This window comes from Shewanella sp. FDAARGOS_354 (assembly GCF_002209245.2).
GTDB lineage: Bacteria > Pseudomonadota > Gammaproteobacteria > Enterobacterales > Shewanellaceae > Shewanella > Shewanella xiamenensis.
Map to the genome: position 1 here is coordinate 3,846,379 of NZ_CP022089.2, position 26,315 is coordinate 3,872,693.

31 protein-coding genes are annotated in these 26,315 nt (G+C 47.0%); all 31 read left to right on the forward strand.

Annotation, left to right across the window (positions count from 1 at the left end):
• Positions 1–11 precede the first annotated feature (11 nt).
• The 31 genes from tuf (CEQ32_RS17215) to rplR all read left to right on the forward strand — a co-directional run bounded on the left by tuf (CEQ32_RS17215) (position 12) and on the right by rplR (position 26,308).
• On the forward strand, positions 12–1,196 hold the full coding sequence (gene tuf, locus CEQ32_RS17215) for an elongation factor Tu (protein WP_069453807.1): 1,185 nt from the start codon (positions 12–14) through the stop codon (positions 1,194–1,196).
• Between the two features lie 271 nt (positions 1,197–1,467).
• A complete protein-coding gene (gene secE / locus CEQ32_RS17220; protein ID WP_037418403.1) occupies positions 1,468–1,839 on the forward strand; it encodes a preprotein translocase subunit SecE in 372 nt (123 codons plus the stop codon).
• A gap of 9 nt (positions 1,840–1,848) precedes the next feature.
• Positions 1,849–2,400: a transcription termination/antitermination protein NusG gene (nusG, locus tag CEQ32_RS17225; RefSeq protein ID WP_011070606.1), complete on the forward strand. Its 552-nt coding sequence runs from the start codon at positions 1,849–1,851 to the stop codon at positions 2,398–2,400.
• A 127-nt stretch (positions 2,401–2,527) separates the two neighbouring features.
• A complete protein-coding gene (gene rplK / locus CEQ32_RS17230) occupies positions 2,528–2,956 on the forward strand; it encodes a 50S ribosomal protein L11 (protein ID WP_037430687.1) in 429 nt (142 codons plus the stop codon).
• Between the two features lie 4 nt (positions 2,957–2,960).
• The gene (rplA, locus tag CEQ32_RS17235; protein WP_011070608.1) at positions 2,961–3,662 is read left to right on the forward strand and encodes a 50S ribosomal protein L1; all 702 of its coding nucleotides are present in this window, start codon (positions 2,961–2,963) and stop codon (positions 3,660–3,662) included.
• 265 nt (positions 3,663–3,927) lie between these two features.
• Positions 3,928–4,428, forward strand: coding sequence for a 50S ribosomal protein L10 (gene rplJ, locus CEQ32_RS17240; RefSeq protein ID WP_011070609.1), 501 nt, complete (start codon positions 3,928–3,930; stop codon positions 4,426–4,428).
• A gap of 54 nt (positions 4,429–4,482) precedes the next feature.
• Positions 4,483–4,851, forward strand: a complete 369-nt coding sequence (rplL, locus tag CEQ32_RS17245; RefSeq protein ID WP_007644333.1) for a 50S ribosomal protein L7/L12 — start codon at positions 4,483–4,485, stop codon at positions 4,849–4,851.
• A 242-nt stretch (positions 4,852–5,093) separates the two neighbouring features.
• Entirely contained in the window at positions 5,094–9,131 is a 4,038-nt protein-coding gene (rpoB, locus tag CEQ32_RS17250; RefSeq protein WP_037418393.1) for a DNA-directed RNA polymerase subunit beta, read from the forward strand.
• Between the two features lie 83 nt (positions 9,132–9,214).
• The gene (rpoC, locus tag CEQ32_RS17255) at positions 9,215–13,432 is read left to right on the forward strand and encodes a DNA-directed RNA polymerase subunit beta' (protein WP_047539809.1); all 4,218 of its coding nucleotides are present in this window, start codon (positions 9,215–9,217) and stop codon (positions 13,430–13,432) included.
• Positions 13,433–13,611: 179 nt separating this feature from the next.
• Complete coding sequence (gene rpsL / locus CEQ32_RS17260; RefSeq protein WP_011070612.1) at positions 13,612–13,986, forward strand: 30S ribosomal protein S12; 375 nt, start codon at positions 13,612–13,614, stop codon at positions 13,984–13,986.
• Positions 13,987–14,066: 80 nt separating this feature from the next.
• Entirely contained in the window at positions 14,067–14,537 is a 471-nt protein-coding gene (gene rpsG / locus CEQ32_RS17265) for a 30S ribosomal protein S7 (RefSeq protein WP_011070613.1), read from the forward strand.
• Positions 14,538–14,615: 78 nt separating this feature from the next.
• Positions 14,616–16,712: an elongation factor G gene (fusA, locus tag CEQ32_RS17270; RefSeq protein ID WP_037418387.1), complete on the forward strand. Its 2,097-nt coding sequence runs from the start codon at positions 14,616–14,618 to the stop codon at positions 16,710–16,712.
• A 71-nt stretch (positions 16,713–16,783) separates the two neighbouring features.
• A complete protein-coding gene (gene tuf / locus CEQ32_RS17275; RefSeq protein WP_069453807.1) occupies positions 16,784–17,968 on the forward strand; it encodes an elongation factor Tu in 1,185 nt (394 codons plus the stop codon).
• A gap of 330 nt (positions 17,969–18,298) precedes the next feature.
• Positions 18,299–18,610, forward strand: a complete 312-nt coding sequence (gene rpsJ / locus CEQ32_RS17280) for a 30S ribosomal protein S10 (RefSeq protein WP_011070616.1) — start codon at positions 18,299–18,301, stop codon at positions 18,608–18,610.
• Positions 18,611–18,637: 27 nt separating this feature from the next.
• Entirely contained in the window at positions 18,638–19,276 is a 639-nt protein-coding gene (gene rplC / locus CEQ32_RS17285; RefSeq protein WP_011070617.1) for a 50S ribosomal protein L3, read from the forward strand.
• A gap of 17 nt (positions 19,277–19,293) precedes the next feature.
• Positions 19,294–19,899: a 50S ribosomal protein L4 gene (gene rplD / locus CEQ32_RS17290; protein ID WP_011070618.1), complete on the forward strand. Its 606-nt coding sequence runs from the start codon at positions 19,294–19,296 to the stop codon at positions 19,897–19,899.
• On the forward strand, positions 19,899–20,201 hold the full coding sequence (gene rplW / locus CEQ32_RS17295; RefSeq protein WP_037421480.1) for a 50S ribosomal protein L23: 303 nt from the start codon (positions 19,899–19,901) through the stop codon (positions 20,199–20,201). Before rplD ends, rplW begins: the two co-directional genes overlap by 1 nt.
• Before the next feature lie 16 nt (positions 20,202–20,217).
• Entirely contained in the window at positions 20,218–21,042 is an 825-nt protein-coding gene (gene rplB / locus CEQ32_RS17300; protein ID WP_011621028.1) for a 50S ribosomal protein L2, read from the forward strand.
• Between the two features lie 14 nt (positions 21,043–21,056).
• Positions 21,057–21,335, forward strand: a complete 279-nt coding sequence (gene rpsS, locus CEQ32_RS17305) for a 30S ribosomal protein S19 (protein ID WP_006083596.1) — start codon at positions 21,057–21,059, stop codon at positions 21,333–21,335.
• Positions 21,336–21,350: 15 nt separating this feature from the next.
• Positions 21,351–21,683, forward strand: coding sequence for a 50S ribosomal protein L22 (gene rplV, locus CEQ32_RS17310; protein WP_006083595.1), 333 nt, complete (start codon positions 21,351–21,353; stop codon positions 21,681–21,683).
• A 9-nt stretch (positions 21,684–21,692) separates the two neighbouring features.
• Positions 21,693–22,385 (forward strand): 30S ribosomal protein S3, encoded by a 693-nt coding sequence (rpsC, locus tag CEQ32_RS17315; protein WP_011070621.1) that lies wholly within the window; start codon positions 21,693–21,695, stop codon positions 22,383–22,385.
• Positions 22,386–22,396: 11 nt separating this feature from the next.
• The gene (gene rplP, locus CEQ32_RS17320) at positions 22,397–22,807 is read left to right on the forward strand and encodes a 50S ribosomal protein L16 (RefSeq protein ID WP_006083593.1); all 411 of its coding nucleotides are present in this window, start codon (positions 22,397–22,399) and stop codon (positions 22,805–22,807) included.
• The gene (gene rpmC / locus CEQ32_RS17325; RefSeq protein WP_007644429.1) at positions 22,807–22,998 is read left to right on the forward strand and encodes a 50S ribosomal protein L29; all 192 of its coding nucleotides are present in this window, start codon (positions 22,807–22,809) and stop codon (positions 22,996–22,998) included. The genes rplP and rpmC overlap by 1 nt, the downstream gene beginning before the upstream one ends.
• Complete coding sequence (gene rpsQ, locus CEQ32_RS17330; RefSeq protein ID WP_011070622.1) at positions 22,998–23,246, forward strand: 30S ribosomal protein S17; 249 nt, start codon at positions 22,998–23,000, stop codon at positions 23,244–23,246. Before rpmC ends, rpsQ begins: the two co-directional genes overlap by 1 nt.
• A 177-nt stretch (positions 23,247–23,423) precedes the next feature.
• Positions 23,424–23,792 (forward strand): 50S ribosomal protein L14, encoded by a 369-nt coding sequence (gene rplN, locus CEQ32_RS17335; RefSeq protein ID WP_006083590.1) that lies wholly within the window; start codon positions 23,424–23,426, stop codon positions 23,790–23,792.
• Positions 23,793–23,803: 11 nt separating this feature from the next.
• Positions 23,804–24,118: a 50S ribosomal protein L24 gene (rplX, locus tag CEQ32_RS17340; RefSeq protein ID WP_011070623.1), complete on the forward strand. Its 315-nt coding sequence runs from the start codon at positions 23,804–23,806 to the stop codon at positions 24,116–24,118.
• A gap of 12 nt (positions 24,119–24,130) precedes the next feature.
• Positions 24,131–24,670 (forward strand): 50S ribosomal protein L5, encoded by a 540-nt coding sequence (gene rplE / locus CEQ32_RS17345; RefSeq protein ID WP_011070624.1) that lies wholly within the window; start codon positions 24,131–24,133, stop codon positions 24,668–24,670.
• A gap of 10 nt (positions 24,671–24,680) precedes the next feature.
• The gene (gene rpsN / locus CEQ32_RS17350) at positions 24,681–24,986 is read left to right on the forward strand and encodes a 30S ribosomal protein S14 (protein ID WP_011070625.1); all 306 of its coding nucleotides are present in this window, start codon (positions 24,681–24,683) and stop codon (positions 24,984–24,986) included.
• Positions 24,987–25,010: 24 nt separating this feature from the next.
• A complete protein-coding gene (rpsH, locus tag CEQ32_RS17355; RefSeq protein ID WP_007644434.1) occupies positions 25,011–25,403 on the forward strand; it encodes a 30S ribosomal protein S8 in 393 nt (130 codons plus the stop codon).
• Between the two features lie 10 nt (positions 25,404–25,413).
• Positions 25,414–25,947: a 50S ribosomal protein L6 gene (gene rplF / locus CEQ32_RS17360; protein ID WP_037421473.1), complete on the forward strand. Its 534-nt coding sequence runs from the start codon at positions 25,414–25,416 to the stop codon at positions 25,945–25,947.
• A 10-nt stretch (positions 25,948–25,957) separates the two neighbouring features.
• On the forward strand, positions 25,958–26,308 hold the full coding sequence (rplR, locus tag CEQ32_RS17365) for a 50S ribosomal protein L18 (RefSeq protein ID WP_011715467.1): 351 nt from the start codon (positions 25,958–25,960) through the stop codon (positions 26,306–26,308).
• The last annotated feature ends 7 nt before the right edge of the window (positions 26,309–26,315 follow it).

The following is a 26,315-nucleotide window of genomic DNA, read 5'->3' on the forward strand; positions in this document are numbered from 1 at the left end:
GAGGCAATACCATGGCTAAAGCTAAATTTGAACGTTCTAAGCCCCATGTTAACGTGGGCACCATCGGTCACGTTGACCATGGTAAAACCACTCTGACTGCAGCTATCTCTCACGTACTGGCTAAGACCTACGGTGGTGAAGCTAAAGACTTCTCTCAAATCGATAACGCTCCAGAAGAGCGTGAGCGCGGTATTACCATCAATACCTCTCACATCGAATATGACACCCCAACTCGCCACTACGCACACGTAGACTGCCCAGGCCACGCTGACTATGTTAAAAACATGATCACTGGTGCTGCACAGATGGACGGCGCGATCCTGGTAGTTGCTTCTACAGACGGTCCAATGCCACAAACTCGCGAGCACATCCTGCTGTCTCGTCAGGTTGGCGTACCATTCATCATCGTATTCATGAACAAATGTGACATGGTTGATGATGCTGAGCTGTTAGAATTAGTGGAAATGGAAGTACGTGAACTGTTATCAGAATACGACTTCCCAGGTGATGACTTACCAGTAATCCAAGGTTCAGCTCTGAAAGCGCTAGAAGGCGAGCCAGAGTGGGAAGCGAAGATCCTTGAGCTGGCAGCAGCTTTAGACTCTTACATTCCAGAGCCAGAGCGTGATATCGATAAGCCATTCCTGATGCCAATCGAAGACGTATTCTCTATTTCTGGTCGTGGTACAGTAGTAACAGGCCGTGTAGAGCGTGGTATCGTTAAAGTGGGCGACGAAGTAGAAATCGTTGGTATCCGCACGACTTCTAAAACAACTTGTACTGGCGTAGAAATGTTCCGTAAGCTGCTTGACGAAGGTCGTGCAGGTGAGAACTGTGGTATTTTATTACGTGGTACTAAGCGTGATGACGTAGAACGTGGTCAAGTATTATCTAAGCCAGGTTCAATCAACCCACACACTACTTTTGAATCAGAAGTTTACGTTCTGTCAAAAGAAGAAGGTGGTCGTCACACTCCATTCTTCAAAGGCTACCGTCCACAGTTCTACTTCCGTACAACTGACGTAACCGGTACTATTGAACTGCCAGAAGGCGTAGAGATGGTAATGCCTGGTGACAACATCAAGATGGTTGTTACGCTGATTTGCCCAATCGCGATGGACGAAGGTTTACGCTTCGCAATTCGTGAAGGTGGCCGTACAGTAGGCGCTGGTGTTGTAGCTAAGATCATTGCGTAATAGCAATTGTGATTAGAAAAAAGGAAGCTTAGGCTTCCTTTTTTGTTTAAGTCGATTATTTAGTGGGTTTTGTGGGTTGCAACTGTTGTGCATCCTTGCTAACAAAGTCGAATCAGAATACAATCTATGGCCGATTTTTGACCCTGAGCTTATGCAACATGCGTTTCTAAGGGTATTCGGGATTCAGAGTATCTAAAGCGTATTGTAACTGGGTCGTATGTCCCTAATTATTGTGCTCAAGCTCAGGCCGTATTGAGTAACGGAATAACCGATGACAACAAATACTGAAAACCAGACTAACTCTCTGGATATCGTGAAGTGGGGTTTAGCGATCCTATTGCTGGCCGCTGCTGTTATTGGCAATCAAATGTATAGCGAGGCGAGTGCCGTGATCCGCGCACTGGCTGTTATCGTTGCATTCGCTATTGCTGGTTTTATTGCCCTGCAAACCGAAAAGGGTAAAAAAGCTTTAGCATTCGCGCGTGAGTCGCAAATTGAAGTGCGTAAGGTCGTATGGCCAACACGTCAAGAAGCGCTTAACACCACTTTTATTGTCCTTGCTGCAACAGGTATCTTAGCTCTCATTTTATGGGGTTTAGATGCAGTGTTAATGCGAATTGTCAATTTTATCACTGGCGTATAGGCACCTCGAATGACTGAAGCTAAAGAAGCTAAAAAAAGATGGTATGTAGTGCAGGCATTCTCTGGCTATGAAGGCCGAGTTTGTAAGTCACTGATTGAATACATTAAAATGCACGGCATGGAACAATACTTCGGTGAAGTCTTAGTTCCGACTGAAGAAGTCATTGAAATGCGTGCAGGCCAGCGTCGTAAGAGCGAGCGTAAGTTTTTCCCTGGTTATGTTTTGGTCCAGATGGAAATGAACGATGATAGCTGGCATTTAGTCAAAAGCATCCCGCGTGTTTTAGGCTTTATTGGCGGAACATCTGATCGTCCTGCTCCAATTTCAGATAGAGAAGCGGATGCTATTCTGCGTCGCTTACAAGAAACCACAGCTTCGCCAACTCACCGCGTTATTTTTGAGCCAGGCGAAGTGGTGCGTGTATGTGATGGTCCATTTGCTGACTTTAACGGTACCGTTGAAGAAGTGGATTATGACAAGAGCCGCGTAAAAGTGTCGGTAATGATCTTCGGTCGTTCTACACCAGTTGAGCTCGATTTTAGTCAGGTCGAAAAAGGCTGATTAAATTAAATACAAAATCCGTTTGGCAACGGGTGCGGATTTCTATATAATCCGCACCCGTTGTTTTCGGGGGAGCATGTTGGCATGTCGCTGATATGCGTTTGAACCCAAACTGAGGAAATGTCAGATGGCAAAAAAGATTGATGCTTATATTAAGCTACAAGTGAAATCAGGTTCTGCGAACCCTTCACCACCAGTTGGTCCAGCTCTGGGTCAGAAAGGTGTGAACATCATGGAATTCTGTAAAGCGTTCAACGCTCGTACAGAAAAAATGGAAAAAGGCATGCCTATTCCAGTCGTGATCACTGTATACAGTGACCGTTCATTCACTTTCGAAACTAAGACACCACCAGCTTCTTACTTACTGAAGACTGCTGCAGGCCTGAAATCAGGTTCTCCACGTCCAAACACTCAGAAAGTAGGTACTATCGCTCGTGCTAAGATTCAGGAAATTGCTGAAATGAAAGCCGCCGATATGACTGGTGCTGATATTGAAGCGATGACTCGCTCAATCGAAGGTACTGCGCGTTCAATGGGTTTGGTTGTAGAGGGTTAATATAATGGCAAAACTAACTAAACGCATGCGCGTAATCCGCGAGAAAGTTGACGGTACTAAATTATACGAAATCAACGACGCTGTTGCTCTGTTAAAAGAATTAGCAACTGCTAAGTTCGTTGAAAGTGTTGACGTTGCTGTTAACCTGGGTATCGACCCACGTAAATCTGACCAAAACGTTCGTGGTGCAACTGTGTTGCCACACGGTACTGGTCGTGACGTTCGCGTTGCAGTATTTACACAAGGTGCGAATGCTGAAGCTGCTAAAGCTGCTGGTGCAGAACTTGTTGGTATGGATGATCTGGCTGAGAAAATCAAAGCCGGTGAAATGAACTTCGACGTAGTTATCGCATCTCCAGACGCAATGCGCGTTGTTGGTATGTTAGGTCAAATCTTAGGCCCACGTGGCTTAATGCCTAACCCAAAAACTGGCACAGTAACGCCTAACGTTGCTGAAGCAGTTAAGAACGCTAAAGCAGGTCAAGTTCGTTACCGCAACGACAAGAACGGTATTATCCACACTACTATCGGTAAAGTGGATTTCACACCAGTTCAATTGAAAGAAAACTTGGAAGCGTTAATCTCTGCACTGAAAAAGGCTAAGCCTGCAGTTGCAAAAGGTGTATACGTGAAAAAAGTAAGCATCTCCACCACTATGGGTGCAGGTGTTGCTGTTGACCAAGCTTCTCTCGAAACAGCTAACTAATTTTACAAGGTGAGTGCATTAGTCTATAATGCGCGCACTTTGTGGGTTGAAGCCTGTTTTTGATGCTTTAAGCATCATTAATTAGGCTTCCGTCCAAGACCGCAGGTGTTTACTTTAACGGTTTACTTAATTTCCTGCGTAGACGGTGTCAGGCCCCAGCTAAATTTTGTTACTGGATAATCTGCACCGTAAGTCACTAAATACATAAGTATTTAGTATGGTAAATACTAGGGAATACCCTAGGTAGAATCCAGGAGTAAAGCCAATGGCATTAAGACTCGAAGACAAAAAAGCGATTGTTGCTGAAGTCAACGAAGCTGCCAAAGGTGCGCTATCTGCAGTTGCCGCTGATTCTCGCGGTGTAACTGTAGGTGCTATGACCGGTCTGCGTAAAAAAGCTCGCGAAGCTGGTGTTTATGTACGTGTAGTACGTAACACTCTGGCTCGTCGTGCTGTTGAAGGTACTGCATTTGAGTGCCTAGCAGAAACGTTCACTGGCCCAACTTTGATTGCTTTCTCTAACGAGCACCCAGGTGCTGCAGCTCGTCTGTTAAAAGACTTTGCTAAAGAGCAAGCTAATTTCGAAGTTAAAGGCGCAGCCTTTGAAGGGAATTTCATCCCTGCAGCTGACATTGATCGTTTGGCGAAACTGCCAACATACGAAGAAGCACTAGCACAGTTAATGATGACTATGAAAGAAGCATCTGCTGGCAAGTTCGTTCGTACACTGGCCGCCCTGCGCGATCAAAAACAAGAAGCCGCTTAATTTCAAGCTGGCTGCTTAATAGAATTGAATTCAGAACAATAGGAAACATTTGTTATGTCTATCACTAAAGACCAAATCTTAGAAGCCTTTGCAGCTATGTCTGTAATGGAAGTTGTTGAACTGATCGAAGCAATGGAAGAGAAGTTTGGCGTTTCTGCCGCTGCTGCTGTTGTTTCTGGTGGTGGCGAAGCTGCTGCTGCTGTTGAAGAGCAAACAGAATTCAACGTAATTCTGACTGCACACGGCGACAACAAAGTTGCAGTTATTAAAGCCATCCGTGGCGCAACTGGTTTAGGCCTGAAAGAAGCTAAAGCAATGTCTGAAGCTGCTCCAGTAGCAGTTAAAGAAGGCGTTTCTAAAGAAGAAGCTGAAGCTCTGAAGAAAGAACTAGTTGAAGCTGGTGCTTCAGTAGAAATCAAGTAAGCTATTATTTAGCTTGCTCACCCAAGCCACTTGGGTGGAGGCTGGCGGTTTTTTAACCGTCGGCCTTTTTTGCGCTATATGCGCCGGCGATTTTTTTTCACCGTTTGTCGCCAGATTTTGCAGTCCCTAGCAGAGATTACTGGTTAGGTTCTTGCCATCAACGGTGATGGGCAAACGTGCTGAATGTAATAACTCAGGTTATTGATTCAGTCTTGGTCACATCTCGTAAGCAGAGGAAACCCATGGTTTACTCCTATTCTGAAAAGAAGCGTATTCGCAAAGACTTTGGTAAGCGTCCACAGGTGTTGGATATTCCTTACCTTTTGTCTATTCAGTTAGACTCTTTTAAGAAGTTCACCGATCAAGATCCTACCGGTGAGCGCGGTCTTGAAGCCGCCTTCCGTAGCGTTTTTCCCATCAAGAGCTTTTCTGGTAATTCAGAACTGCAATACGTCAGCTATAAGCTTGGCGAGCCTGTTTTTGATGTGAAAGAGTGTCAGATCCGTGGTGTTACATATTCAGCTCCACTGCGCGTTAAATTACGCATGGTGTTGTATGACCGTGAAGCAGCGGCCGGCACTGTAAAAGATATTAAAGAACAAGAAGTCTACATGGGTGATATCCCATTGATGACTGACAACGGTACCTTTGTTATCAACGGTACTGAGCGTGTAATCGTTTCTCAATTACACCGCAGCCCAGGCGTATTCTTCGATCACGACCGTGGTAAAACCCACTCATCAGGTAAGGTGCTATATAACGCACGTATCATTCCTTACCGTGGTTCATGGTTAGACTTTGAATTCGATCCTAAAGATGCACTATTCGTACGTATCGACCGTCGCCGTAAATTACCAGCGACCATCATTCTGCGTGCATTAGAGTACTCTACTCAAGAGATCCTTGACCTGTTCTTCGAACGCGTTGAGTTCAAGATCAAGAAAGATACTCTGGTTATGACCTTAGTCCCTGAGCGTCTGCGTGGCGAAACCGCCAGCTACGACATCAAGGATGCAGAAGGCACTGTATTGGTTGAAGCGGGCCGTCGCGTGACTGCACGTCATATTCGCCAACTCGAAAAAACCAACACCACTGAACTCGAAGTACCAGTTGAGTACATCGTGGGCAAATATGCTGCTCAAGATTACATCGATCCGGACACGGGCGAAGTATTAGTTTCTGCTAACAGTGAAATCAGCTTAGAAGACTTAGCGAAGTTATCACTGGCAGGCATCAAAGAGTTGAGCACGTTATACATTAACGAGCTGGACCACGGTGCTTACATCTCTGACACTCTGCGTATTGATCCAACCACTAACCGCTTAGAAGCGTTAGTTGAGATCTACCGCATGATGCGTCCTGGTGAGCCACCAACCAAAGATGCAGCAGAAGCCCTGTTCCAAAACTTATTCTTCAGCGAAGAACGTTATGACCTGTCGAAAGTCGGTCGTATGAAGTTCAACCGTCGTCTCAGCATTCCTGATGACGAAGGTAGTGGCGTACTGTCTAAAGAAGACATCGTTGCAGTAATGAAGAACATCATTCACATCCGTAACGGCTTCGACGAAGTGGACGATATCGACCACTTAGGTAACCGTCGTATTCGTTCTGTGGGTGAGATGGCTGAAAACCAATTCCGTGTTGGTCTGGTCCGTGTTGAGCGCGCCGTGCGTGAACGTCTGTCATTAGGCGATCTGAACGAGCTGATGCCACAAGACTTAATCAACGCTAAGCCAATTTCTGCTGCAGTGAAAGAGTTCTTCGGTTCTTCTCAGCTGTCACAATTCATGGACCAAAACAACCCGCTGTCAGAAGTAACGCATAAGCGTCGTATTTCTGCTCTTGGCCCAGGTGGTTTGACCCGTGAACGTGCAGGCTTCGAAGTCCGCGACGTACACCCAACGCATTATGGTCGTTTATGTCCAATTGAGACCCCTGAAGGTCCAAACATTGGTCTAATCAACTCATTAGCAAGCTTTGCCCGTACTAACTCATACGGCTTCTTAGAAACACCATACCGCAAAGTGGTAGACGGTGTGATCACTGACGAAGTGGAATACTTGTCAGCGATTGAAGAAGGTCGTTATGTGATTGCACAGGCGAACATCGAAGTTGACTCAGAAGGCCGCATGGTTGAAGAGCAGATCGCATGTCGTCACAAAGGTGAATCTACCTTTATGCGCGCATCTGACATTCAATACATGGACGTATCGCCACAACAGATTATTTCTGTTGCTGCGTCACTGATCCCGTTCTTAGAACACGACGACGCGAACCGTGCATTGATGGGTGCGAACATGCAACGTCAAGCGGTACCAACGCTGAAATCAGAGAAGCCTCTGGTCGGTACAGGTATTGAGCGCACGTTAGCTGTGGACTCAGGCGTAGTAGTCGCCGCTAAACGTGGCGGTGTGATCGACTACGTTGATGCGAGCCGTATCGTAGTTAAAGTAAATGAAGACGAGCTGCGCCCAGGCGAAGCCGGTATCGACATTTACAACCTGACTAAGTACACCCGTTCTAACCAAAACACTTGTATCAACCAACGTCCTTGCTGTTCTGTTGGTGAGCCAGTGGTTCGTGGTGACGTGTTAGCAGACGGTCCGTCTACTGACTTAGGTGACTTAGCCCTTGGCCAGAACATGCGTATCGCGTTCATGCCTTGGAACGGTTACAACTTCGAAGACTCGATCTTAATTTCTGAGCGTGTTGCACAGGAAGACCGTTTCACCACTATCCACATTCAAGAGCTGTCTTGTATCGCTCGTGATACCAAACTAGGTAGCGAAGAAATCACTGCTGACATTCCGAACGTAGGTGAATCTGCGCTGTCGAAACTCGACGAGTCAGGTATTGTTTACATCGGTGCAGAAGTGAAGGGCGGTGACATTCTGGTAGGTAAAGTGACGCCAAAAGGCGAAACACAACTGACTCCAGAAGAGAAGTTACTGCGCGCCATCTTCGGTGAGAAAGCGTCTGATGTGAAAGACAGCTCACTGCGTGTACCTAACTCTGTTAAAGGTACCATCATCGACGTTCAGGTATTTACCCGTGACGGCGTTGAGAAAGACAAACGCGCCATTGAAATCGAAGAAATGCACATTGCCCAAGCTCGTAAAGACTTAGGCGAAGAGTTCAAGATCCTTGAAGAAGGCGTATTGAGCCGTGCGCGCAACTTATTATTAAGTGCCGGTTTCACTGAAGCACAAATCGCAGCATTGCCACGTAAAGATGTATTGGTTCAAGTCATTGACGATGAAGCCAAACAAACTGAGCTTGAGCAATTAGCTGAACAGCATGAAGAGCTGAAAGCAGACTTCGATAAGAAGTTTGAAATCAAACGTCGCAAAATCACCCAAGGTGATGACTTGGCGCCAGGCGTACTGAAGATCGTTAAGGTTTACTTAGCGGTTAAACGTACTATCCAACCAGGTGACAAGATGGCGGGTCGTCACGGTAACAAGGGTGTTATCTCTAAGATTAACCCAATTGAAGACATGCCGTACGACGAGCAAGGCAACCCTGTGGACATCGTGTTGAACCCGCTAGGCGTTCCATCACGTATGAACATCGGTCAGGTTCTTGAAGTTCACTTAGGTGCTGCGGCTAAAGGTATTGGTAACAAGATTGCTGCCATGCTGGAAGATCAGCGCGAGAAGGGACTTGCAGAAGTTCGTAACTACATCAAGCAAGTGTACGAATTAGGTGACGAAGTGCAGCAGCGCGTCGACATCGATTCATTCACTGACGATGAGTTATTGCGCTTAGCGAACAACCTGAAAGGCGGTATCCCAGTTGCTACGCCAGCCTTCGACGGTGCTAAAGAGAAAGAGATCAAGCAGATGCTTGAGCTTGCAGGCTTGCCAACCTCTGGTCAGCTGAAATTATTTGATGGTCGTACCGGTAACGAATTTGAGCGTCCAGTAACTGTTGGTTACATGTACATGCTCAAACTGAACCACTTAGTTGACGACAAGATGCACGCCCGTTCTACCGGTTCGTACAGCTTAGTAACTCAACAACCATTGGGCGGTAAAGCTCAGTTCGGTGGTCAGCGTTTCGGGGAGATGGAAGTGTGGGCACTCGAAGCATACGGTGCCGCTTATACGCTTCAAGAAATGCTCACCGTTAAATCGGATGACGTTAACGGTCGTACTCAGATGTATAAGAACATCGTCGACGGTAACCATCAGATGCAGCCTGGCATGCCAGAGTCCTTCAACGTATTACTGAAGGAGATCCGTTCACTCGGTATTAATATCGAGTTGGATCAGGAATAAGCGTCGCCTTAAGGCAACGTTTGGCAACAGAATGGTGCTCCGCAGTCGCGGAGCACCCGGTTTAACTCCTTCAGGAGAGAAACGTGAAAGACTTATTAAAGTTTCTGAAACAGCAAAGCAAGACTGAAGAATTTAACGGCATCAAAATTGGTCTGGCATCGCCTGATCTGATCCGTTCTTGGTCTTTTGGTGAAGTTAAGAAGCCAGAAACCATTAACTACCGTACCTTCAAGCCTGAGCGTGAAGGTCTGTTCTGTGCGCGTATCTTTGGCCCAGTCAAAGATTACGAATGTTTGTGCGGTAAGTACAAGCGTTTGAAGCACCGTGGTGTGATCTGTGAAAAGTGTGGTGTAGAAGTTACCCAGACTAAAGTACGTCGTGAGCGTATGGGTCACATTGAACTGGCTAGCCCAGTTGCCCACATTTGGTTCTTGAAATCACTGCCGTCCCGTATCGGTTTAATGCTGGACATGACGCTGCGTGATATCGAGCGCGTACTGTATTTTGAATCTTTCGTCGTGATCGAGCCTGGCATGACCAGCCTTGAGCGTGGCCAAATGCTGACAGAAGAAAACTATCTGGACGCATTAGAAGAGTACGGTGACGAATTCGAAGCCAAGATGGGTGCTGAAGCGGTATTAGAACTGCTGCGCGCAATCGATCTTGAAAAAGAAATCGAACAAATGCGTGAAGAGCTGCCATCAATCAACTCTGAGACTCGTCGCAAGAAAGTGACCAAGCGTCTTAAGTTGATGGAAGCGTTCCACACTTCTGGTAACAAGCCAGAGTGGATGATCTTAAAAGTACTGCCTGTGTTACCACCTGACTTACGTCCGCTGGTACCGCTCGATGGCGGCCGCTTCGCGACGTCAGATCTGAACGATCTGTACCGCCGTGTGATCAACCGTAACAACCGTTTGAAGCGTCTGTTAGATTTAGCTGCGCCGGACATCATCGTACGCAACGAAAAGCGTATGTTACAAGAGTCTGTTGATGCGCTATTAGATAACGGTCGTCGTGGTCGTGCAATTACCGGTTCTAACAAACGTCCTCTGAAATCTTTGGCCGACATGATCAAAGGTAAACAAGGTCGTTTCCGTCAGAACTTGTTAGGTAAGCGTGTTGACTACTCAGGTCGTTCGGTAATTACCGTAGGTCCTACTTTACGTCTGCACCAATGTGGTCTTCCTAAGAAGATGGCACTGGAACTGTTCAAGCCATTCATCTATGGCAAGCTGGAAGGTCGTGGCTTAGCGACAACCATCAAAGCGGCTAAGAAGATGGTAGAGCGTGAAGTGGCGGAAGTTTGGGACGTTCTGGATGAAGTGATCCGCGAACATCCAGTGATGCTTAACCGTGCACCAACACTGCACAGACTCGGTATCCAAGCGTTCGAACCTGTACTGATTGAAGGTAAAGCCATCCAGTTACACCCACTCGTTTGTGCGGCATACAACGCCGACTTCGACGGTGACCAAATGGCGGTACACGTACCGTTAACACTGGAAGCGCAGCTTGAAGCCCGTGCCCTGATGATGTCTACCAACAACATCCTGTCACCAGCCAACGGCGAGCCTGTAATCACGCCGTCTCAAGACGTGGTATTAGGTCTGTACTACACCAGCCGTGAGCGTATTAACGGCCGTGGTGAAGGTATGTACTTTATGTCTGTTGCTGAAGTTGAAAAAGCTTATGCAACTGGCGCTGCTGAACTGCATGCCCGCGTGAAAGTGCGTATCACTGAAACCGTTATCGGTGACAATGGTGAGCGTACTGAACAACGTCGTATCGTAGATACCACAGTCGGTCGTGCTCTGCTGTCATTGATTCTGCCAGCAGGTTTGTCATTTGATCTGGTTAACCAGAACATGGGCAAAAAGCAGATTTCTAAGCTGTTGAACACCTGTTACCGTCAATTAGGTCTGAAAGATACCGTTATCTTCGCTGACCAACTGATGTATACAGGTTTCCGTTACGCCACTATCTCTGGTGCATCTGTCGGTATCGACGACATGGTGATCCCAGCTGAGAAGTACACCTTAGTTGCTGACGCTGAAGCCGAAGTGCTCGAAATTCAAGAGCAGTTCCAATCAGGTCTGGTTACTGCTGGTGAGCGTTACAACAAAGTTATCGACATCTGGGCAAGTGCGAACGAAAAAGTTTCTAAAGCGATGATGGAAAACCTGTCAACTGAGACAGTGATTAACCGTGATGGCGTTGAAGAAAAACAAGCTTCGTTCAATAGCATTTACATGATGGCCGACTCTGGCGCTCGTGGTAGTGCTGCACAGATCCGTCAGTTAGCGGGTATGCGTGGTCTGATGGCGAAACCAGACGGTTCGATCATTGAAACGCCAATTACCGCTAACTTCCGTGAAGGTCTAAACGTACTTCAGTACTTTATTTCTACTCACGGTGCGCGTAAAGGTCTTGCCGATACTGCATTGAAGACAGCGAACTCGGGTTACCTGACTCGTCGTCTGGTAGACGTTGCTCAAGACTTAGTCGTCATTGAAGACGATTGTGGTACTCACGAAGGTCTAACCATGAAGCCGCTGATTGAAGGTGGTGATGTGGTTGAGCCATTACGTGAACGCGTACTGGGTCGTGTGGTTGCTGTTGATGTGTTCTATCCAGGCACTGAAGACGTACTGGCACCACGTAACACGCTGCTCGATGAAGCATGGTGTGACAAGTTAGAAGAGCATTCAATCGATGAAGTGATTGTTCGTTCAGTCATTACCTGTGATACCGATTTTGGTGTGTGTGCTGCCTGTTACGGCCGTGATTTGGCTCGTGGCCATATCATCAACCACGGTGAAGCGATCGGTGTTGTGGCTGCACAATCCATCGGTGAACCTGGTACACAGTTAACGATGCGTACGTTCCACATCGGTGGTGCTGCGTCACGTGCCTCTGCAGAAAACAACGTTCAAGTGAAGAACTCAGGTTCGTTGAAACTGCACAACGCTAAGTACGTAACAAACACAGACGGCAAGCTGGTTATCGTTTCTCGTTCTTCTGAACTGGCAATCATCGACGAATTAGGTCGTGAGAAAGAGCGTTATAAAGTGCCTTACGGTACTGTGCTCGAGAAGTTAGAAGAAGCATCAGTAGAAGCAGGCGATATCATCGCTAACTGGGACCCACATACTCACCCAATCATCACTGAAGTGGCGGGTAGTATTAAGTTCGTTGACATGATCGACGGCGTGACCATGACTCGTCAAACAGACGAACTGACAGGTCTGTCTTCAATCGTGATCCTCGACGTGGGTCAACGTGGTTCAGCGGGTAAAGAAATGCGCCCAATGATCCGTCTGGTTGGTGCCGACGGTAGCGACCTGATGATCCCAGGTACTGAAGTACCTGCACAATACTTCTTACCAGGCAGTGCGATCGTTAACCTCGACGACAACGCGCAAATCGCTGTGGGTGACGCGTTAGCACGTATTCCACAAGAATCGTCTAAAACACGCGACATCACGGGTGGTCTACCACGCGTTGCTGACCTGTTCGAAGCTCGTAAGCCAAAAGAGCCAGCAATTCTGGCGGAAATCTCTGGTACCATCTCGTTTGGTAAAGAGACTAAAGGCAAGCGTCGTCTGGTGATTACACCAGCGGATGGCGGTGAACAGTACGAAGAGATGATCCCGAAATGGCGTAACTTAAACGTGTTCGAAGGTGAAAAAGTCGAACGTGGTGAAGTTATTGCTGACGGTCCAGAAGCGGCGCACGACATTCTGCGTCTACGTGGCATCCACAACGTAGCTAACTACATTGTGAACGAAGTACAAGACGTATATCGTCTACAAGGCGTGAAGATCAACGATAAGCATATCGAAGTGATCATCCGTCAAATGCTGCGTAAGTGCGTAATCACCTCTGCAGGTGATAGTGAGTTCTTAGAAGGCGAACAAGTAGAAGTGTCTCGCGTGAAGATCGCTAACCGCGACCTGATCGAACAAGGCAAAGTGCCTGCGACCTTCGAACGTGAACTGCTGGGTATTACCAAAGCGTCTCTGGCAACAGAATCGTTTATCTCTGCAGCATCGTTCCAAGAAACAACTCGCGTACTGACAGAAGCTGCCGTAGGCGGCAAGTCTGATAACTTACGTGGTCTGAAAGAAAACGTAATCGTTGGCCGTCTGATCCCAGCCGGTACTGGTTACGCTTATCACAAGACCCGTAACGATGCCCGTGCTAAGAAAGACGAGCCAGTTGTAGTGAATAAGATCACTGCAAGTGAAGCAGAACAAAACCTTGCAGACCTCTTAAACTTGGCTGGCAGCCAAGATTAAGTAATCAGTTTGTAACAAAAAGGCGCCGTTGGCGCCTTTTTTATTGGAATATGCCGCAAAAGTTGGCTATTTCTTGACAGTTAGGCTTTACCTTTCTAAAATTCCGCGTCCCACCATTGTGGGATATAGATTTTTCACACCTTATCGTTGAGTTTGATTCAACTGACTCGGAGCTATACATGGCAACTGTAAACCAGTTGGTACGTAAGCCACGCGCGCCAAAAGTCGACAAGACTAATGTGCCTGCGTTGAATGCGTGCCCACAAAAGCGTGGTGTTTGTACACGTGTGTACACAACTACCCCTAAAAAACCTAACTCTGCACTACGTAAAGTAGCTCGTGTGCGTCTAACTAACGGTTTCGAAGTTACTTCGTACATCGGCGGTGAAGGCCACAACCTGCAGGAACACAGCGTGATTTTGATCCGTGGTGGTCGTGTTAAAGACTTACCTGGTGTTCGCTACCACACTGTTCGTGGCGCATTAGACTGTGCAGGCGTGACTTCACGTCGCCAAAGCCGTTCTAAGTACGGTGCTAAGCGTCCTAAGTCTTAACGTATCCGTTAAGTAAGGCCAAGCTAGTTTATTTTGAGAATTCCAGTTTTGGAAATCCCTGAAGCATACGGAGAATTGTTATGCCAAGACGTCGCGTTGTAGGACAACGTAAAATCCTACCAGATCCAAAGTTTCACAGTGAGTTGCTGGCTAAGTTCATCAACGTCATTATGCAGGACGGCAAAAAGTCGACTGCTGAAAAAATCATTTACAAGGCTCTTGATGTTATCGCTGAAAAGAAAGGCGCTAACCATTTAGACATCCTTGAAGCAGCCCTGGACAACGTTCGCCCATCAGTTGAAGTTAAATCTCGTCGCGTGGGTGGTTCTACATACCAGGTACCATGTGAAGTTCGTCCTGTGCGTCGTAACGCACTGGCGATGCGCTGGTTAGTTGAAGCTGCACGTAAGCGTGGTGAAAAATCTATGGCTTTACGTCTAGCAGGTGAAATGCTAGATGCGTCTGAAAACAAAGGTACTGCTGTTAAGAAGCGTGAAGACGTGCACCGCATGGCTGAAGCTAACAAGGCCTTTGCTCATTACCGTTGGTAATCTGATGGTGTGGGCTTAGGCCCACACCATTGTTGTTGATATTGCCAAGACTTAGGTTTTGGTGGAGAGGGTATAATCGTGGCTCGTACAACCCCAATTGAGCGTTATCGTAATATCGGTATTTGTGCTCATGTGGACGCAGGTAAAACCACCACAACAGAACGTGTTCTGTTCTATACCGGTTTGTCTCATAAAATCGGTGAGGTGCATGACGGCGCCGCGACCACTGACTGGATGGTGCAAGAGCAAGAGCGTGGTATTACTATCACCTCGGCTGCTGTCACTACTTTCTGGCGTGGTATGGATGCTCAATTCACTGAACACCGCATCAATATCATCGATACCCCTGGTCACGTTGACTTCACTATTGAAGTTGAACGTTCTTTGCGCGTTCTTGACGGCGCTGTTGTGGTTTTCTGTGGTGCTTCAGGTGTTGAACCTCAATCGGAAACCGTATGGCGTCAAGCTGACAAATACCGCGTTCCACGCATCGTATTTGTCAACAAGATGGACCGTGCAGGCGCGGACTTTGAACGTGTAGTGAAGCAAATCAGAACTCGCCTTGGAGCAACTTGTGTACCGATCCAATTAAATATCGGCGCAGAAGAAAACTTCACTGGCGTGATCGACTTAATCAAGATGAAAGCCATTAACTGGAACGAAGCGGACCAGGGGATGACGTTCTCTTATGAAGAGATCCCTGCACATTTAGCAGCTAAAGCGGCTGAAATGCATGAGTATCTGGTTGAAGCAGCCGCTGAGGCCTCTGATGAACTGATGGACAAGTATCTTGAAGAAGGTACCCTGTCAGAAGAAGAGATCAAAAAAGCACTGCGTCAACGTACTATAAATAATGAAATCGTTTTAGCGACCTGTGGTTCTGCATTTAAGAACAAAGGCGTTCAAGCGGTTCTTGATGCGGTAGTAGAATTCTTGCCTGCACCAGTCGATGTGCCACCGATTAAGGGCATCGATGACAATGAGCAAGAAGTTGAGCGCCCATCAGATGACAACGCCCCCTTTGCGGCGTTGGCATTTAAGATTGCTACAGACCCGTTCGTGGGTACTTTAACCTTTATTCGTGTGTACTCAGGCGTACTTGAATCAGGTTCTGGCGTTTACAACTCTGTTAAACAGAAACGTGAACGTATTGGCCGTATCGTGCAGATGCACGCTAACGACCGCACAGAACTGAAAGAAGTCCGTGCAGGTGATATTGCCGCGGCTATTGGTCTAAAAGACGTAACCACGGGTGATACACTTTGTGATAATGACCACAAAGTAATCTTGGAACGCATGGAGTTCCCAGAACCTGTAATTACCATTGCCGTTGAACCTAAGTCAAAAGCCGACCAGGACAAAATGGGTATCGCACTGCAAAAACTTGCAGCAGAGGATCCTTCATTCCGGGTTGAGACTGACGAAGAATCATCACAAACACTGATTTCTGGAATGGGTGAGTTACACTTAGACATTATCGTTGATCGTATGCGTCGCGAATTTGGTGTTGAGTGTAACGTAGGTAAGCCACAAGTGGCCTACCGTGAAACCATTCGTGGATCAGTTGAGGCTGAAGGTAAATTTGTACGCCAATCAGGTGGCCGTGGACAATTCGGTCATGTTTGGTTAAAACTAGAGCCCAATGAAGAAGGCGCTGGTTACGAATTTATCAACGCAATCGTTGGCGGTGTAGTTCCACGTGAATTCATCCCTGCGGTTGATAAAGGTATCCAAGAGCAGATGAAGAATGGCGTTCTCGCTGGCTTCCCTGTATTGGACGTGAAGGTCACTCTATTCGATGGTTCATATCATGATGTGGACTCGAATGAAATGGCGTTCAAAATTGCGGGTTCTATGGGCTTCAAAAAGGGTGCGCTTGAGGCGAAACCTGTGTTGCTCGAACCTTGCATGAAAGTAGAAGTAACTACTCCAGAAAACTATATGGGTGATGTTGTTGGTGATTTAAACCGTCGCCGTGGTTTGATTGAAGGTATGGATGATGGCTTTGGTGGCATCAAAATAGTCCATGCAGTAGTGCCTCTTTCTGAAATGTTTGGTTATGCAACTGATTTGCGTTCTGCAACTCAGGGTCGTGCTTCTTACTCCATGGAGTTCTTGAAGTACACTGATGCACCGCAAAACATTGCGAAAGCGATTATTGAATCTCGTAGCTAATTTCCAGTTACGACATAAATGTAATATGGTCCTGTCAATGCAGGACTATTCTGAAAAGAAAGGAATATATCGTGGCAAAAGCTAAATTTGAACGTAGTAAGCCTCACGTAAACGTGGGCACCATCGGTCACGTTGACCATGGTAAAACCACTCTGACTGCAGCTATCTCTCACGTACTGGCTAAGACCTACGGTGGTGAAGCTAAAGACTTCTCTCAAATCGATAACGCTCCAGAAGAGCGTGAGCGCGGTATTACCATCAATACCTCTCACATCGAATATGACACCCCAACTCGCCACTACGCACACGTAGACTGCCCAGGCCACGCTGACTATGTTAAAAACATGATCACTGGTGCTGCACAGATGGACGGCGCGATCCTGGTAGTTGCTTCTACAGACGGTCCAATGCCACAAACTCGCGAGCACATCCTGCTGTCTCGTCAGGTTGGCGTACCATTCATCATCGTATTCATGAACAAATGTGACATGGTTGACGATGCTGAGCTGTTAGAATTAGTGGAAATGGAAGTACGTGAACTGTTATCAGAATACGACTTCCCAGGTGATGACTTACCAGTAATCCAAGGTTCAGCTCTGAAAGCGCTAGAAGGCGAGCCAGAGTGGGAAGCGAAGATCCTTGAGCTGGCAGCAGCTTTAGACTCTTACATTCCAGAGCCAGAGCGTGATATCGATAAGCCATTCCTGATGCCAATCGAAGACGTATTCTCTATTTCTGGTCGTGGTACAGTAGTAACAGGCCGTGTAGAGCGTGGTATCGTTAAAGTGGGCGACGAAGTAGAAATCGTTGGTATCCGCACGACTTCTAAAACAACTTGTACTGGCGTAGAAATGTTCCGTAAGCTGCTTGACGAAGGTCGTGCAGGTGAGAACTGTGGTATTTTATTACGTGGTACTAAGCGTGATGACGTAGAACGTGGTCAAGTATTATCTAAGCCAGGTTCAATCAACCCACACACTACTTTTGAATCAGAAGTTTACGTTCTGTCAAAAGAAGAAGGTGGTCGTCACACTCCATTCTTCAAAGGCTACCGTCCACAGTTCTACTTCCGTACAACTGACGTAACCGGTACTATTGAACTGCCAGAAGGCGTAGAGATGGTAATGCCTGGTGACAACATTAAGATGGTTGTTACGCTGATTTGCCCAATCGCGATGGACGAAGGTTTACGCTTCGCAATTCGTGAAGGTGGCCGTACAGTAGGCGCTGGTGTTGTAGCTAAGATCATTGCTTAATAGCAATTGTGATTAGAAAAAAGGAAGCTTAGGCTTCCTTTTTTATTTTGGGCTGGTGTTATTCTGAAATTTGTGTAAAATGCTCGCCACTCTGACGTTGAATAGTTTTTGATGACTATTTACACAGCGGGCTTGAAATCTGATTTCAGATGAGTATAATGGCCCCCTCGTTAACCTAGGTTAACGAATTAAATGACAAGTATTTGAACTTATCATTATCATAGCGGCTCCGATTGGGAGTCGAACGGTTAAATCATCTCGCTCTGCTTTTCCAGTAAGGAAGAAGCTAGAGGGTGATTTTTTATGTGTCCATTTTAGGAGCTCTGGTCAATGCAGAACCAAAGAATCCGTATCCGCTTAAAAGGGTTTGATCATCGCTTAATTGATCAGTCTACAGCGGAAATCGTTGAAACTGCTAAGCGTACTGGCGCCCAAGTACGTGGTCCTATTCCACTACCTACGCGCAAAGAGCGTTATACCGTTTTGATCTCTCCGCACGTTAATAAAGATGCTCGTGACCAGTACGAATTACGTACTCACAAGCGCCTGGTTGACATCGTAGAGCCAACTGAAAAGACTGTAGACGCTCTAATGCGTTTAGATCTTGCGGCTGGTGTCGACGTACAGATTAGCTTGGGTTAATTGAGATCCTTAGAAGAGGTTTGAGAGATGGCTATCGGTCTTATTGGTCGTAAAGTTGGTATGACTCGCATCTTCACTGAAGATGGTGTTTCTATACCTGTTACAGTAATTGAAGTTGCTGGCAACCGTGTTACTCAAGTGAAAACTTTAGAAACTGACGGCTACCGCGCACTTCAAGTTACTACTGGTACCAAAAAAGCCAATCGCATCACTAAACCAGAAGCAGGTCACTTTGCTAAGAGCGGCGTAGAAGCCGGTCGTGGACTGTGGGAACTGCGTCTGGCAGACGGTGAAGGCGAAGGCATTGAAGTTGGTGCTGAGCTAAACGTAGGTATCTTCGCTGATGTAGCGAAAGTTGACGTTACTGGTCAATCAAAAGGTAAAGGCTTCCAAGGCGGTGTTAAGCGTTGGAACTTCCGTACTCAAGATATGACGCACGGTAACTCTTTGTCGCACCGTTCGAACGGTTCTATCGGTCAGAACCAAACGCCTGGTCGCGTATTTAAAGGCAAGAAAATGTCAGGCCATATGGGTGCCGAGCGTGTTACTACTCAAAATCTAGACGTTGTACGTGTAGATGTTGAACGTAACCTGCTACTGGTTAAAGGTGCTGTTCCGGGCGCAACTAATGGCGACCTGATCATCAAGCCTGCAGTTAAAGCTTAAGGTCTGAGGAGATAGTAATGGAATTGGTATTGAAAGACGCGCAAAGCGCTCTTGAAGTTTCCGAAACTACCTTCGGCCGTGACTTTAACGAGGCACTGGTTCATCAGGTAGTTGTAGCATACGCTGCAAACGCGCGTCAGGGCACTCGTGCTCAAAAGACTCGTGCGGAAGTAACTGGCTCTGGCAAAAAGCCATGGCGCCAAAAAGGCACTGGCCGCGCTCGTGCGGGTGGTGTTAAGGGCCCAATCTGGCGTGGCGGTGGCGTAACTTTCGCTGCTAAAACTCAAGATCACAGCCAAAAAGTTAACAAGAAGATGTACCGCGGCGCGCTGAAAAGCATTCTGTCTGAACTGGTACGTCAAGACCGTCTGGTTGTTGTTGAATCATTCAGCGTTGAAGCTCCTAAAACTAAAGAGCTGAAAGCTAAACTGAAAGCAATGAACTTAGAAGACGTGTTAATTGTGACTTCAGAAGTTGACGAGAATTTATTCTTAGCAGCTCGCAACCTGTACAAGGTTGACGTTCGTGACGTTGCAGGTCTAGACCCAGTAAGTCTGATCGCGTTCAACACAGTGCTTGTGACTGCTGATGCAGTTAAGCAAATCGAGGAGATGCTAGCATGATGATCCGCGAAGAACGTTTGCTAAAAGTAATTCTGGCACCTCACATCTCTGAAAAGAGCACTGTGAATGCTGAGAAGCACAACACTGTTGTTTTCCGCGTAGCTATCGATGCAACTAAAGCTGAAATTAAAGCTGCTGTTGCTAAGCTATTTGAAGTTGAAGTCGAATCAGTTCGCACTTTAGTGAGCAAAGGCAAAACTAAACGTACTGGTGGCCGTACTGGCCGTCGTAGCGATTGGAAAAAAGCCTACGTGACTTTAGCTGCTGGTGCTGACATCGATTTCGTCGGCGGCGCTGAGTAAGCAAAGGAGAATTATCATGGCAGTTATTAAGTGTAAGCCAACCTCTCCAGGTCGTCGCCACGTTGTTAAAGTGGTGAACTCTGACCTGCACAAGGGTAAACCTTTTGCTGGCCTGTTGGCGAAAAAATCTAAAAGTGGTGGCCGTAACAATACTGGCCGTATCACTGTTCGTCACGTTGGTGGCGGTCACAAGCAGCACTACCGTTTAATCGACTTTAAACGCGATAAAGATGGTATCCCTGCAAAAATTGAGCGTCTGGAATACGATCCAAACCGTACTGCGCACATCGCTCTAGTACTGTATGCGGATGGTGAGCGTCGTTACATCCTTGCTGCCAAAGGCATGCAAGCTGGCGACAAGATCCAGTCTGGTGTTGAAGCCGAAATCAAAACCGGTAACGCAATGCCACTGCGCAACATTCCAGTAGGTTCTGTTGTGCACGCTGTAGAAATGAAGCCTGGTAAAGGTGCTCAGATCGCGCGTTCAGCGGGTGCTTATGTACAAGTTGTTGCTCGTGATGGCGCATATGCCACTTTACGTCTTCGCTCTGGCGAAATGCGCAAAGTGCCAGTTGATTGCCGCGCAACATTTGGTGAAGTTGGTAATGCCGAACACATGCTACGCCAGTTAGGTAAAGCAGGTGCTAAGCGCTGGAGAGGCGTTCGCCCAACAGTTCGCGGTGTTGCAATGAACCCGGTAGACCATCCACACGGTGGTGGTGAAGGCCGTACTTCTGGTGGTCGTCACCCAGTGACTCCATGGGGTGTGCCAACTAAGGGTTATAAGACTCGTAGTAACAAGCGCACTGACAAGTACATCGTACGTCGTCGTAATAAATAGTAAGAGGATTCGCCATGCCACGTTCTCTCAAGAAAGGTCCCTTCATTGACCTGCACTTGCTGAAGAAGGTAGAGAAAGCGATGGAAGCAGGTGACAAGAAGCCTATTAAGACTTGGTCACGTCGCTCTATGATCATTCCAAATATGATTGGTTTGACCATCGCTGTCCATAATGGTCGTCAGCACGTTCCTGTGTTCGTAACTGACGAAATGATCGGCCACAAACTTGGTGAATTCTCACCAACTCGCACTTATCGCGGCCATGCTGCTGATAAGAAAGCGAAGAAGCGTTAATACGGGAGGAATAAGATGGAAGTTTTAGCTAAACATCGTTTTGCCCGTACGTCTGCGCAGAAGGCTCGTCTCGTTGCTGATCAAATTCGCGGTTTGCCTGTTGCTAAGGCCCTCGAAATTTTGACTTTCAGCCCAAAGAAAGCCGCCGTACTGGTTAAAAAAGTACTTGACTCAGCTATCGCAAACGCCGAACACAACGAAGGCGCGGATATTGATGAGCTAAAAGTAGGCGCCGTCTTCGTTGACGAGGGTCCAACTATGAAGCGTATCATGCCACGTGCTAAAGGCCGCGCTGATCGTATCATGAAGCGTACCAGCCACATCACTGTGGTTGTATCAGATCGCTAGGAGAGAGCAATGGGACAGAAAGTACATCCTAATGGTATCCGTCTGGGTATCACCAAGCCTTGGATCTCTACCTGGTACGCAGATAAGTCAGATTATGCAAATAACCTGAACAGCGACTGGGAAGTGCGTAAGTATCTTGCAGACAAACTGCAAGCTGCGTCAGTATCTAAGATTGTTATTGAACGCCCAGCGAAAAGCATCCGCGTTACTATTCACACAGCCCGTCCAGGGGTTGTGATTGGTAAGAAAGGTGAAGACGTTGAAGTATTGCGTGCTGCCGTTTCAAAACTGGCTGGCACTCCTGCTCAAATTAACATCGCTGAGATCCGTAAACCTGAGCTAGATGCCAAGTTAGTTGCTGACTCAATTGCACAGCAATTAGAGCGTCGTGTTATGTTCCGTCGCGCGATGAAGCGTGCGGTACAAAACGCAATGCGTATTGGTGCTCAAGGTATCAAAGTTGAAGTTAGTGGCCGTTTAGGCGGTGCTGAGATTGCGCGCTCTGAGTGGTATCGCGAAGGTCGTGTACCTTTGCACACACTGCGTGCTGATATCGACTATTCAACCTCTGAAAGTCACACTCAATATGGTGTGATTGGTATTAAAGTTTGGATCTTCAAAGGTGAAGTTCTGGACGGAATGCTGCCACAGATTGAAGAGCCGAAACAGCAGCAACCTAAGCGCAAGCCTCGTGGTAAATAGGAGAGCCGGCAATGCTGCAACCTAAACGTATGAAGTTTCGCAAGATGTTCAAAGGCCGCAACCGCGGTCTAGCGAACGGTACCGAAGTTAGCTTTGGTACTTTTGGTCTGAAAGCAGTCGGCCGTGGTCGTTTAACTGCTCGTCAGATCGAATCTGCACGTCGTGCCATGACACGTCACATTAAGCGTCAGGGACAAATTTGGATTCGAGTTTTCCCGGACAAACCTATTACCTCTAAGCCTCTTGAAGTGCGTATGGGTAAAGGTAAAGGTAACGTTGAATACTGGGTATGTCAGATTCAACCTGGTAAGGTTCTTTATGAGATGAATGGTGTTTCTGAAGTGATCGCTCGTGAAGCGTTTGCTTTAGCTGCTGCCAAGCTTCCAATCAAGACTACCTTCGTAACTAAGACGGTGATGTAATGAAAGCGAGCGAACTAAGAGAAAAGAGCGTTGAAGAACTGAACGCTGAACTACTTGGTCTGCTGCGTGAGCAGTTCAACCTGCGTATGCAACACGCCACTGGTCAGTTGACTCAGACTCATCAACTGAAATTGGTGCGCCGTAATATTGCGCGCGTTAAGACCATTATTACTTCTAAGGCGGGTGCATAATGTCTGATAAAATCCGTACTTTGCAAGGTCGTGTCACTAGCAACAAAATGGATAAAACCATTACTGTCGCTATCGAACGCCAAGTGAAACACCCAATCTATGGGAAATACATTAAGCGTACGACTAAGATCCATGCACATGACGAAGCTAATCAGTGCAATGAAGGTGACGTAGTCGCGATTCGCGAATGTCGTCCTTTGTCTAAGACTAAGTCTTGGACCCTGGTTGAAGTAGTATCAAAGGCCTAATAATATTAGGCATTTAGGTAAACGGCTCCAGTATTTGGGGCCGTTTGTTTTTTAATACTATACATTCCATATTTATGGTGTTATATTTGCGCCCCATTTTTGACTAAATTCAAAGCAAAAATGGTGTTTATAGTCCCATAGTGGGAATTGTGTAGTAACGATAGCGGAGCACTTAAAATGATCCAAATGCAATCGACTCTTGACGTCGCATGTAACAGCGGCGCACGCAGAGTTCAGTGTATTAAGGTCTTGGGTGGCTCTCATCGTCGTTATGCCGGTATCGGCGACATTATCAAAGTTTCTGTTAAAGAAGCAATTCCTCGCGCTAAAGCGAAGAAAGGTGATGTGTATAACGCGGTGGTAGTCCGTACTAAGAAAGGCGTACGTCGTCCAGACGGTTCTGTCATTCGCTTCGATCGGAATGCAGCTGTTCTTTTGAACAACAACCTGCAGCCGATTGGTACTCGTATCTTTGGACCAGTGACACGTGAATTGCGTAATGAGCAATTTATGAAAATTGTCTCGCTGGCACCAGAAGTACTGTAAGGAGCTTCAAAATGGCAGCTAAAATCCGTCGTCAAGACGAAGTAATCGTATTAGCAGGTAAAGACAAGGGCAAGCGTGCTAAAGTTGCTCAAGTATTACCTACTGGTAAGTTAATTGTTGAAGGCATCAATCTTGTCAAAAAACACCAAAAGCCAAACCCACAACTGGGTGTAGCCGGTGGTATTGTTGAGAAAGAAGCACCGATTCAAGCATCAAATGTTGCGATCTTTAACCCTGTCACTGGCAAGGCGGATCGTGTTGGTTTCCGATTTGAAGACGGCAAAAAAGTTCGTTTCTTTAAATCGAACAGTGAACTCGTTAAGTAACTGGAGTAAACGATGGCGAAACTGCATGATAAATATCAAGAGACTGTTGTCGCTGAACTGACTCAAAAGTTCGGTTATACCAGTGTCATGCAAGTCCCTCGGATTGAGAAAATCACCCTGAACATGGGTGTTGGCGAAGCCGTTGCAGACAAAAAAGTTATGGAACATGCTGTCCGTGACATGACTGCAATTGCTGGTCAAAAACCAGTAGTAACTGTTGCTCGTAAATCAGTTGCTGGTTTTAAAATCCGTGAAGGCTACCCTATTGGCTGTAAAGTGACCCTGCGCGGTGAGCGTATGTGGGAATTCTTAGAGCGTTTAGTTGACATCGCAATCCCACGTATCCGTGACTTCCGTGGTCTGAGCGCTAAAGCGTTCGATGGCCGTGGTAACTACGCGATGGGCGTGCGTGAGCAGATCATTTTCCCAGAGATCGATTACGATAAAATCGATAAAATTCGCGGTATGGATATTGTTATCACTACCTCTGCGAAGACTGATGAAGAAGGTCGTGCTTTGTTAGACGCTTTTAACTTCCCATTCAAGAAATAAGGGTAGCGTAATGGCAAAAACATCAATGAAAGCACGTGAAGCAAAGCGTGCACAGCTCGTAGCTAAGTTCGCTGAAAAGCGTGCTGCTCTGAAAGTGATTATTGCAAGTCCAGCTTCTTCTGATGAAGATCGTTGGGATGCAGTATTAAAGCTGCAAGCTCTACCACGTGATTCCAGCGCATCGCGTCAACGCAATCGTTGTAATCAAACTGGTCGCCCACATGGTTTCCTACGTAAGTTCGGTTTAAGCCGTATCAAATTACGTGAAGCAACCATGCGTGGTGAAGTTCCTGGCCTGCGTAAGGCTAGCTGGTAAGCACTTGTCACGGAGTAAGCTAATATGAGCATGCAAGATCCTATTGCGGATATGTTAACCCGTATTCGTAACGGCCAAGCTGCTAACAAAGTATCTGTGAAGATGCCTTCTGCTAAGCTGAAAGTCGCTATTGCGAAACTGCTTAAAGAAGAAGGTTACATCGCGGATTACGCCGTAGCAGATGAAGCCAAGCCTGAATTGGAAATTACCTTAAAGTACTTCCAAGGCCAACCAGTCGTTGAGACTATCCAGCGTGTAAGCCGTCCAGGTCTTCGTATTTACAAAGGTAAAAACGAACTTCCTAAAGTGATGGGCGGACTGGGTGTCGCAATTGTGTCCACTTCTAAAGGCCTGATGACTGATCGTGCCGCCCGCCTTGCAGGCATGGGTGGCGAGGTTATCTGCTACGTAGCATAAGGAGCTAGGAATGTCTCGTGTAGCAAAAGCACCAGTATCTATTCCAGCTGGCGTAGAGGTGACCTTAAACGAACAGACCCTGACCGTCAAAGGCGCGAAAGGAAGTCTGACTCGAGTGATCAACAATGCGGTCAATGTTGTTATTGAAGGTGGCGTGATTAAATTCCTTCCTGTTGAGGGCGCAGTTGGCGCTTGGGCACAGGCTGGTACAACACGTGCATTAGTAAACAACATGGTTGTTGGTGTATCTCAAGGTTTTGAGCGTAAATTAAAGTTAGTTGGCGTTGGTTACCGTGCGAAACTCGTCGGTGCTGACATTGACCTTACTTTAGGTTTCTCTCATCCGTTAGTACACAAACTGCCCGCAGGCGTTACTGCAGAGTGCCCTAGCCAAACTGACATCGTCCTACGTGGCGTTGATAAACAGTTAATTGGCCAAGTCGCTGCTGAGATTCGCGGATATCGTCCACCAGAGCCATATAAAGGCAAGGGTGTTCGCTATGACGACGAAGAAGTACGCCGTAAAGAGGCTAAGAAGAAGTAGGTAACGCGATATGGATAAGAAAACATCTCGCTTACGTCGCGCTATTCGCGCTCGTAAGAAGATCCAAGAGCTGGGCGTGAACCGTCTGGTTGTACATCGTACACCGCGTCACATTTATGCTCAGGTGATCAATCCTGAAGCTCAGGTGGTGGCAGCTGCTTCAACCGTGGAAAAAGCGGTTAAAGAGCAACTGAAGAGTACCGGTAACGTAGACGCGGCTAAAGCAGTAGGTAAATTTATTGCTGAGCGCGCGATCGAAAAAGGCGTAACGACAGTTGCGTTCGATCGTTCTGGTTTCAAGTATCACGGTCGTGTAGCTGCTCTAGCAGATGCTGCTCGTGAAGCTGGCCTCCAGTTCTAAGGGGTTA

Coding starts and splice junctions, on each gene's coding strand:
- rplB (WP_011621028.1), top strand. CDS start 20,218: ATGGCAGTTATTAAGTGTAAGCCAACCTCTCCAGGTCGTCGCCACGTT.
- nusG (WP_011070606.1), top strand. CDS start 1,849: ATGACTGAAGCTAAAGAAGCTAAAAAAAGATGGTATGTAGTGCAGGCA.
- rplJ (WP_011070609.1), top strand. CDS start 3,928: ATGGCATTAAGACTCGAAGACAAAAAAGCGATTGTTGCTGAAGTCAAC.
- rpsC (WP_011070621.1), top strand. CDS start 21,693: ATGGGACAGAAAGTACATCCTAATGGTATCCGTCTGGGTATCACCAAG.
- rplE (WP_011070624.1), top strand. CDS start 24,131: ATGGCGAAACTGCATGATAAATATCAAGAGACTGTTGTCGCTGAACTG.
- rpsG (WP_011070613.1), top strand. CDS start 14,067: ATGCCAAGACGTCGCGTTGTAGGACAACGTAAAATCCTACCAGATCCA.
- rpoB (WP_037418393.1), top strand. CDS start 5,094: ATGGTTTACTCCTATTCTGAAAAGAAGCGTATTCGCAAAGACTTTGGT.
- rplD (WP_011070618.1), top strand. CDS start 19,294: ATGGAATTGGTATTGAAAGACGCGCAAAGCGCTCTTGAAGTTTCCGAA.
- rpsH (WP_007644434.1), top strand. CDS start 25,011: ATGAGCATGCAAGATCCTATTGCGGATATGTTAACCCGTATTCGTAAC.
- rpmC (WP_007644429.1), top strand. CDS start 22,807: ATGAAAGCGAGCGAACTAAGAGAAAAGAGCGTTGAAGAACTGAACGCT.
- rpsQ (WP_011070622.1), top strand. CDS start 22,998: ATGTCTGATAAAATCCGTACTTTGCAAGGTCGTGTCACTAGCAACAAA.
- rpsL (WP_011070612.1), top strand. CDS start 13,612: ATGGCAACTGTAAACCAGTTGGTACGTAAGCCACGCGCGCCAAAAGTC.
- rplX (WP_011070623.1), top strand. CDS start 23,804: ATGGCAGCTAAAATCCGTCGTCAAGACGAAGTAATCGTATTAGCAGGT.
- rplF (WP_037421473.1), top strand. CDS start 25,414: ATGTCTCGTGTAGCAAAAGCACCAGTATCTATTCCAGCTGGCGTAGAG.
- rplP (WP_006083593.1), top strand. CDS start 22,397: ATGCTGCAACCTAAACGTATGAAGTTTCGCAAGATGTTCAAAGGCCGC.
- rpsS (WP_006083596.1), top strand. CDS start 21,057: ATGCCACGTTCTCTCAAGAAAGGTCCCTTCATTGACCTGCACTTGCTG.
- rplW (WP_037421480.1), top strand. CDS start 19,899: ATGATCCGCGAAGAACGTTTGCTAAAAGTAATTCTGGCACCTCACATC.
- rplK (WP_037430687.1), top strand. CDS start 2,528: ATGGCAAAAAAGATTGATGCTTATATTAAGCTACAAGTGAAATCAGGT.
- rplC (WP_011070617.1), top strand. CDS start 18,638: ATGGCTATCGGTCTTATTGGTCGTAAAGTTGGTATGACTCGCATCTTC.
- rplN (WP_006083590.1), top strand. CDS start 23,424: ATGATCCAAATGCAATCGACTCTTGACGTCGCATGTAACAGCGGCGCA.
- rplA (WP_011070608.1), top strand. CDS start 2,961: ATGGCAAAACTAACTAAACGCATGCGCGTAATCCGCGAGAAAGTTGAC.
- rplR (WP_011715467.1), top strand. CDS start 25,958: ATGGATAAGAAAACATCTCGCTTACGTCGCGCTATTCGCGCTCGTAAG.
- rpsN (WP_011070625.1), top strand. CDS start 24,681: ATGGCAAAAACATCAATGAAAGCACGTGAAGCAAAGCGTGCACAGCTC.
- rplV (WP_006083595.1), top strand. CDS start 21,351: ATGGAAGTTTTAGCTAAACATCGTTTTGCCCGTACGTCTGCGCAGAAG.
- rplL (WP_007644333.1), top strand. CDS start 4,483: ATGTCTATCACTAAAGACCAAATCTTAGAAGCCTTTGCAGCTATGTCT.
- secE (WP_037418403.1), top strand. CDS start 1,468: ATGACAACAAATACTGAAAACCAGACTAACTCTCTGGATATCGTGAAG.
- rpsJ (WP_011070616.1), top strand. CDS start 18,299: ATGCAGAACCAAAGAATCCGTATCCGCTTAAAAGGGTTTGATCATCGC.
- tuf (WP_069453807.1), top strand. CDS start 12: ATGGCTAAAGCTAAATTTGAACGTTCTAAGCCCCATGTTAACGTGGGC.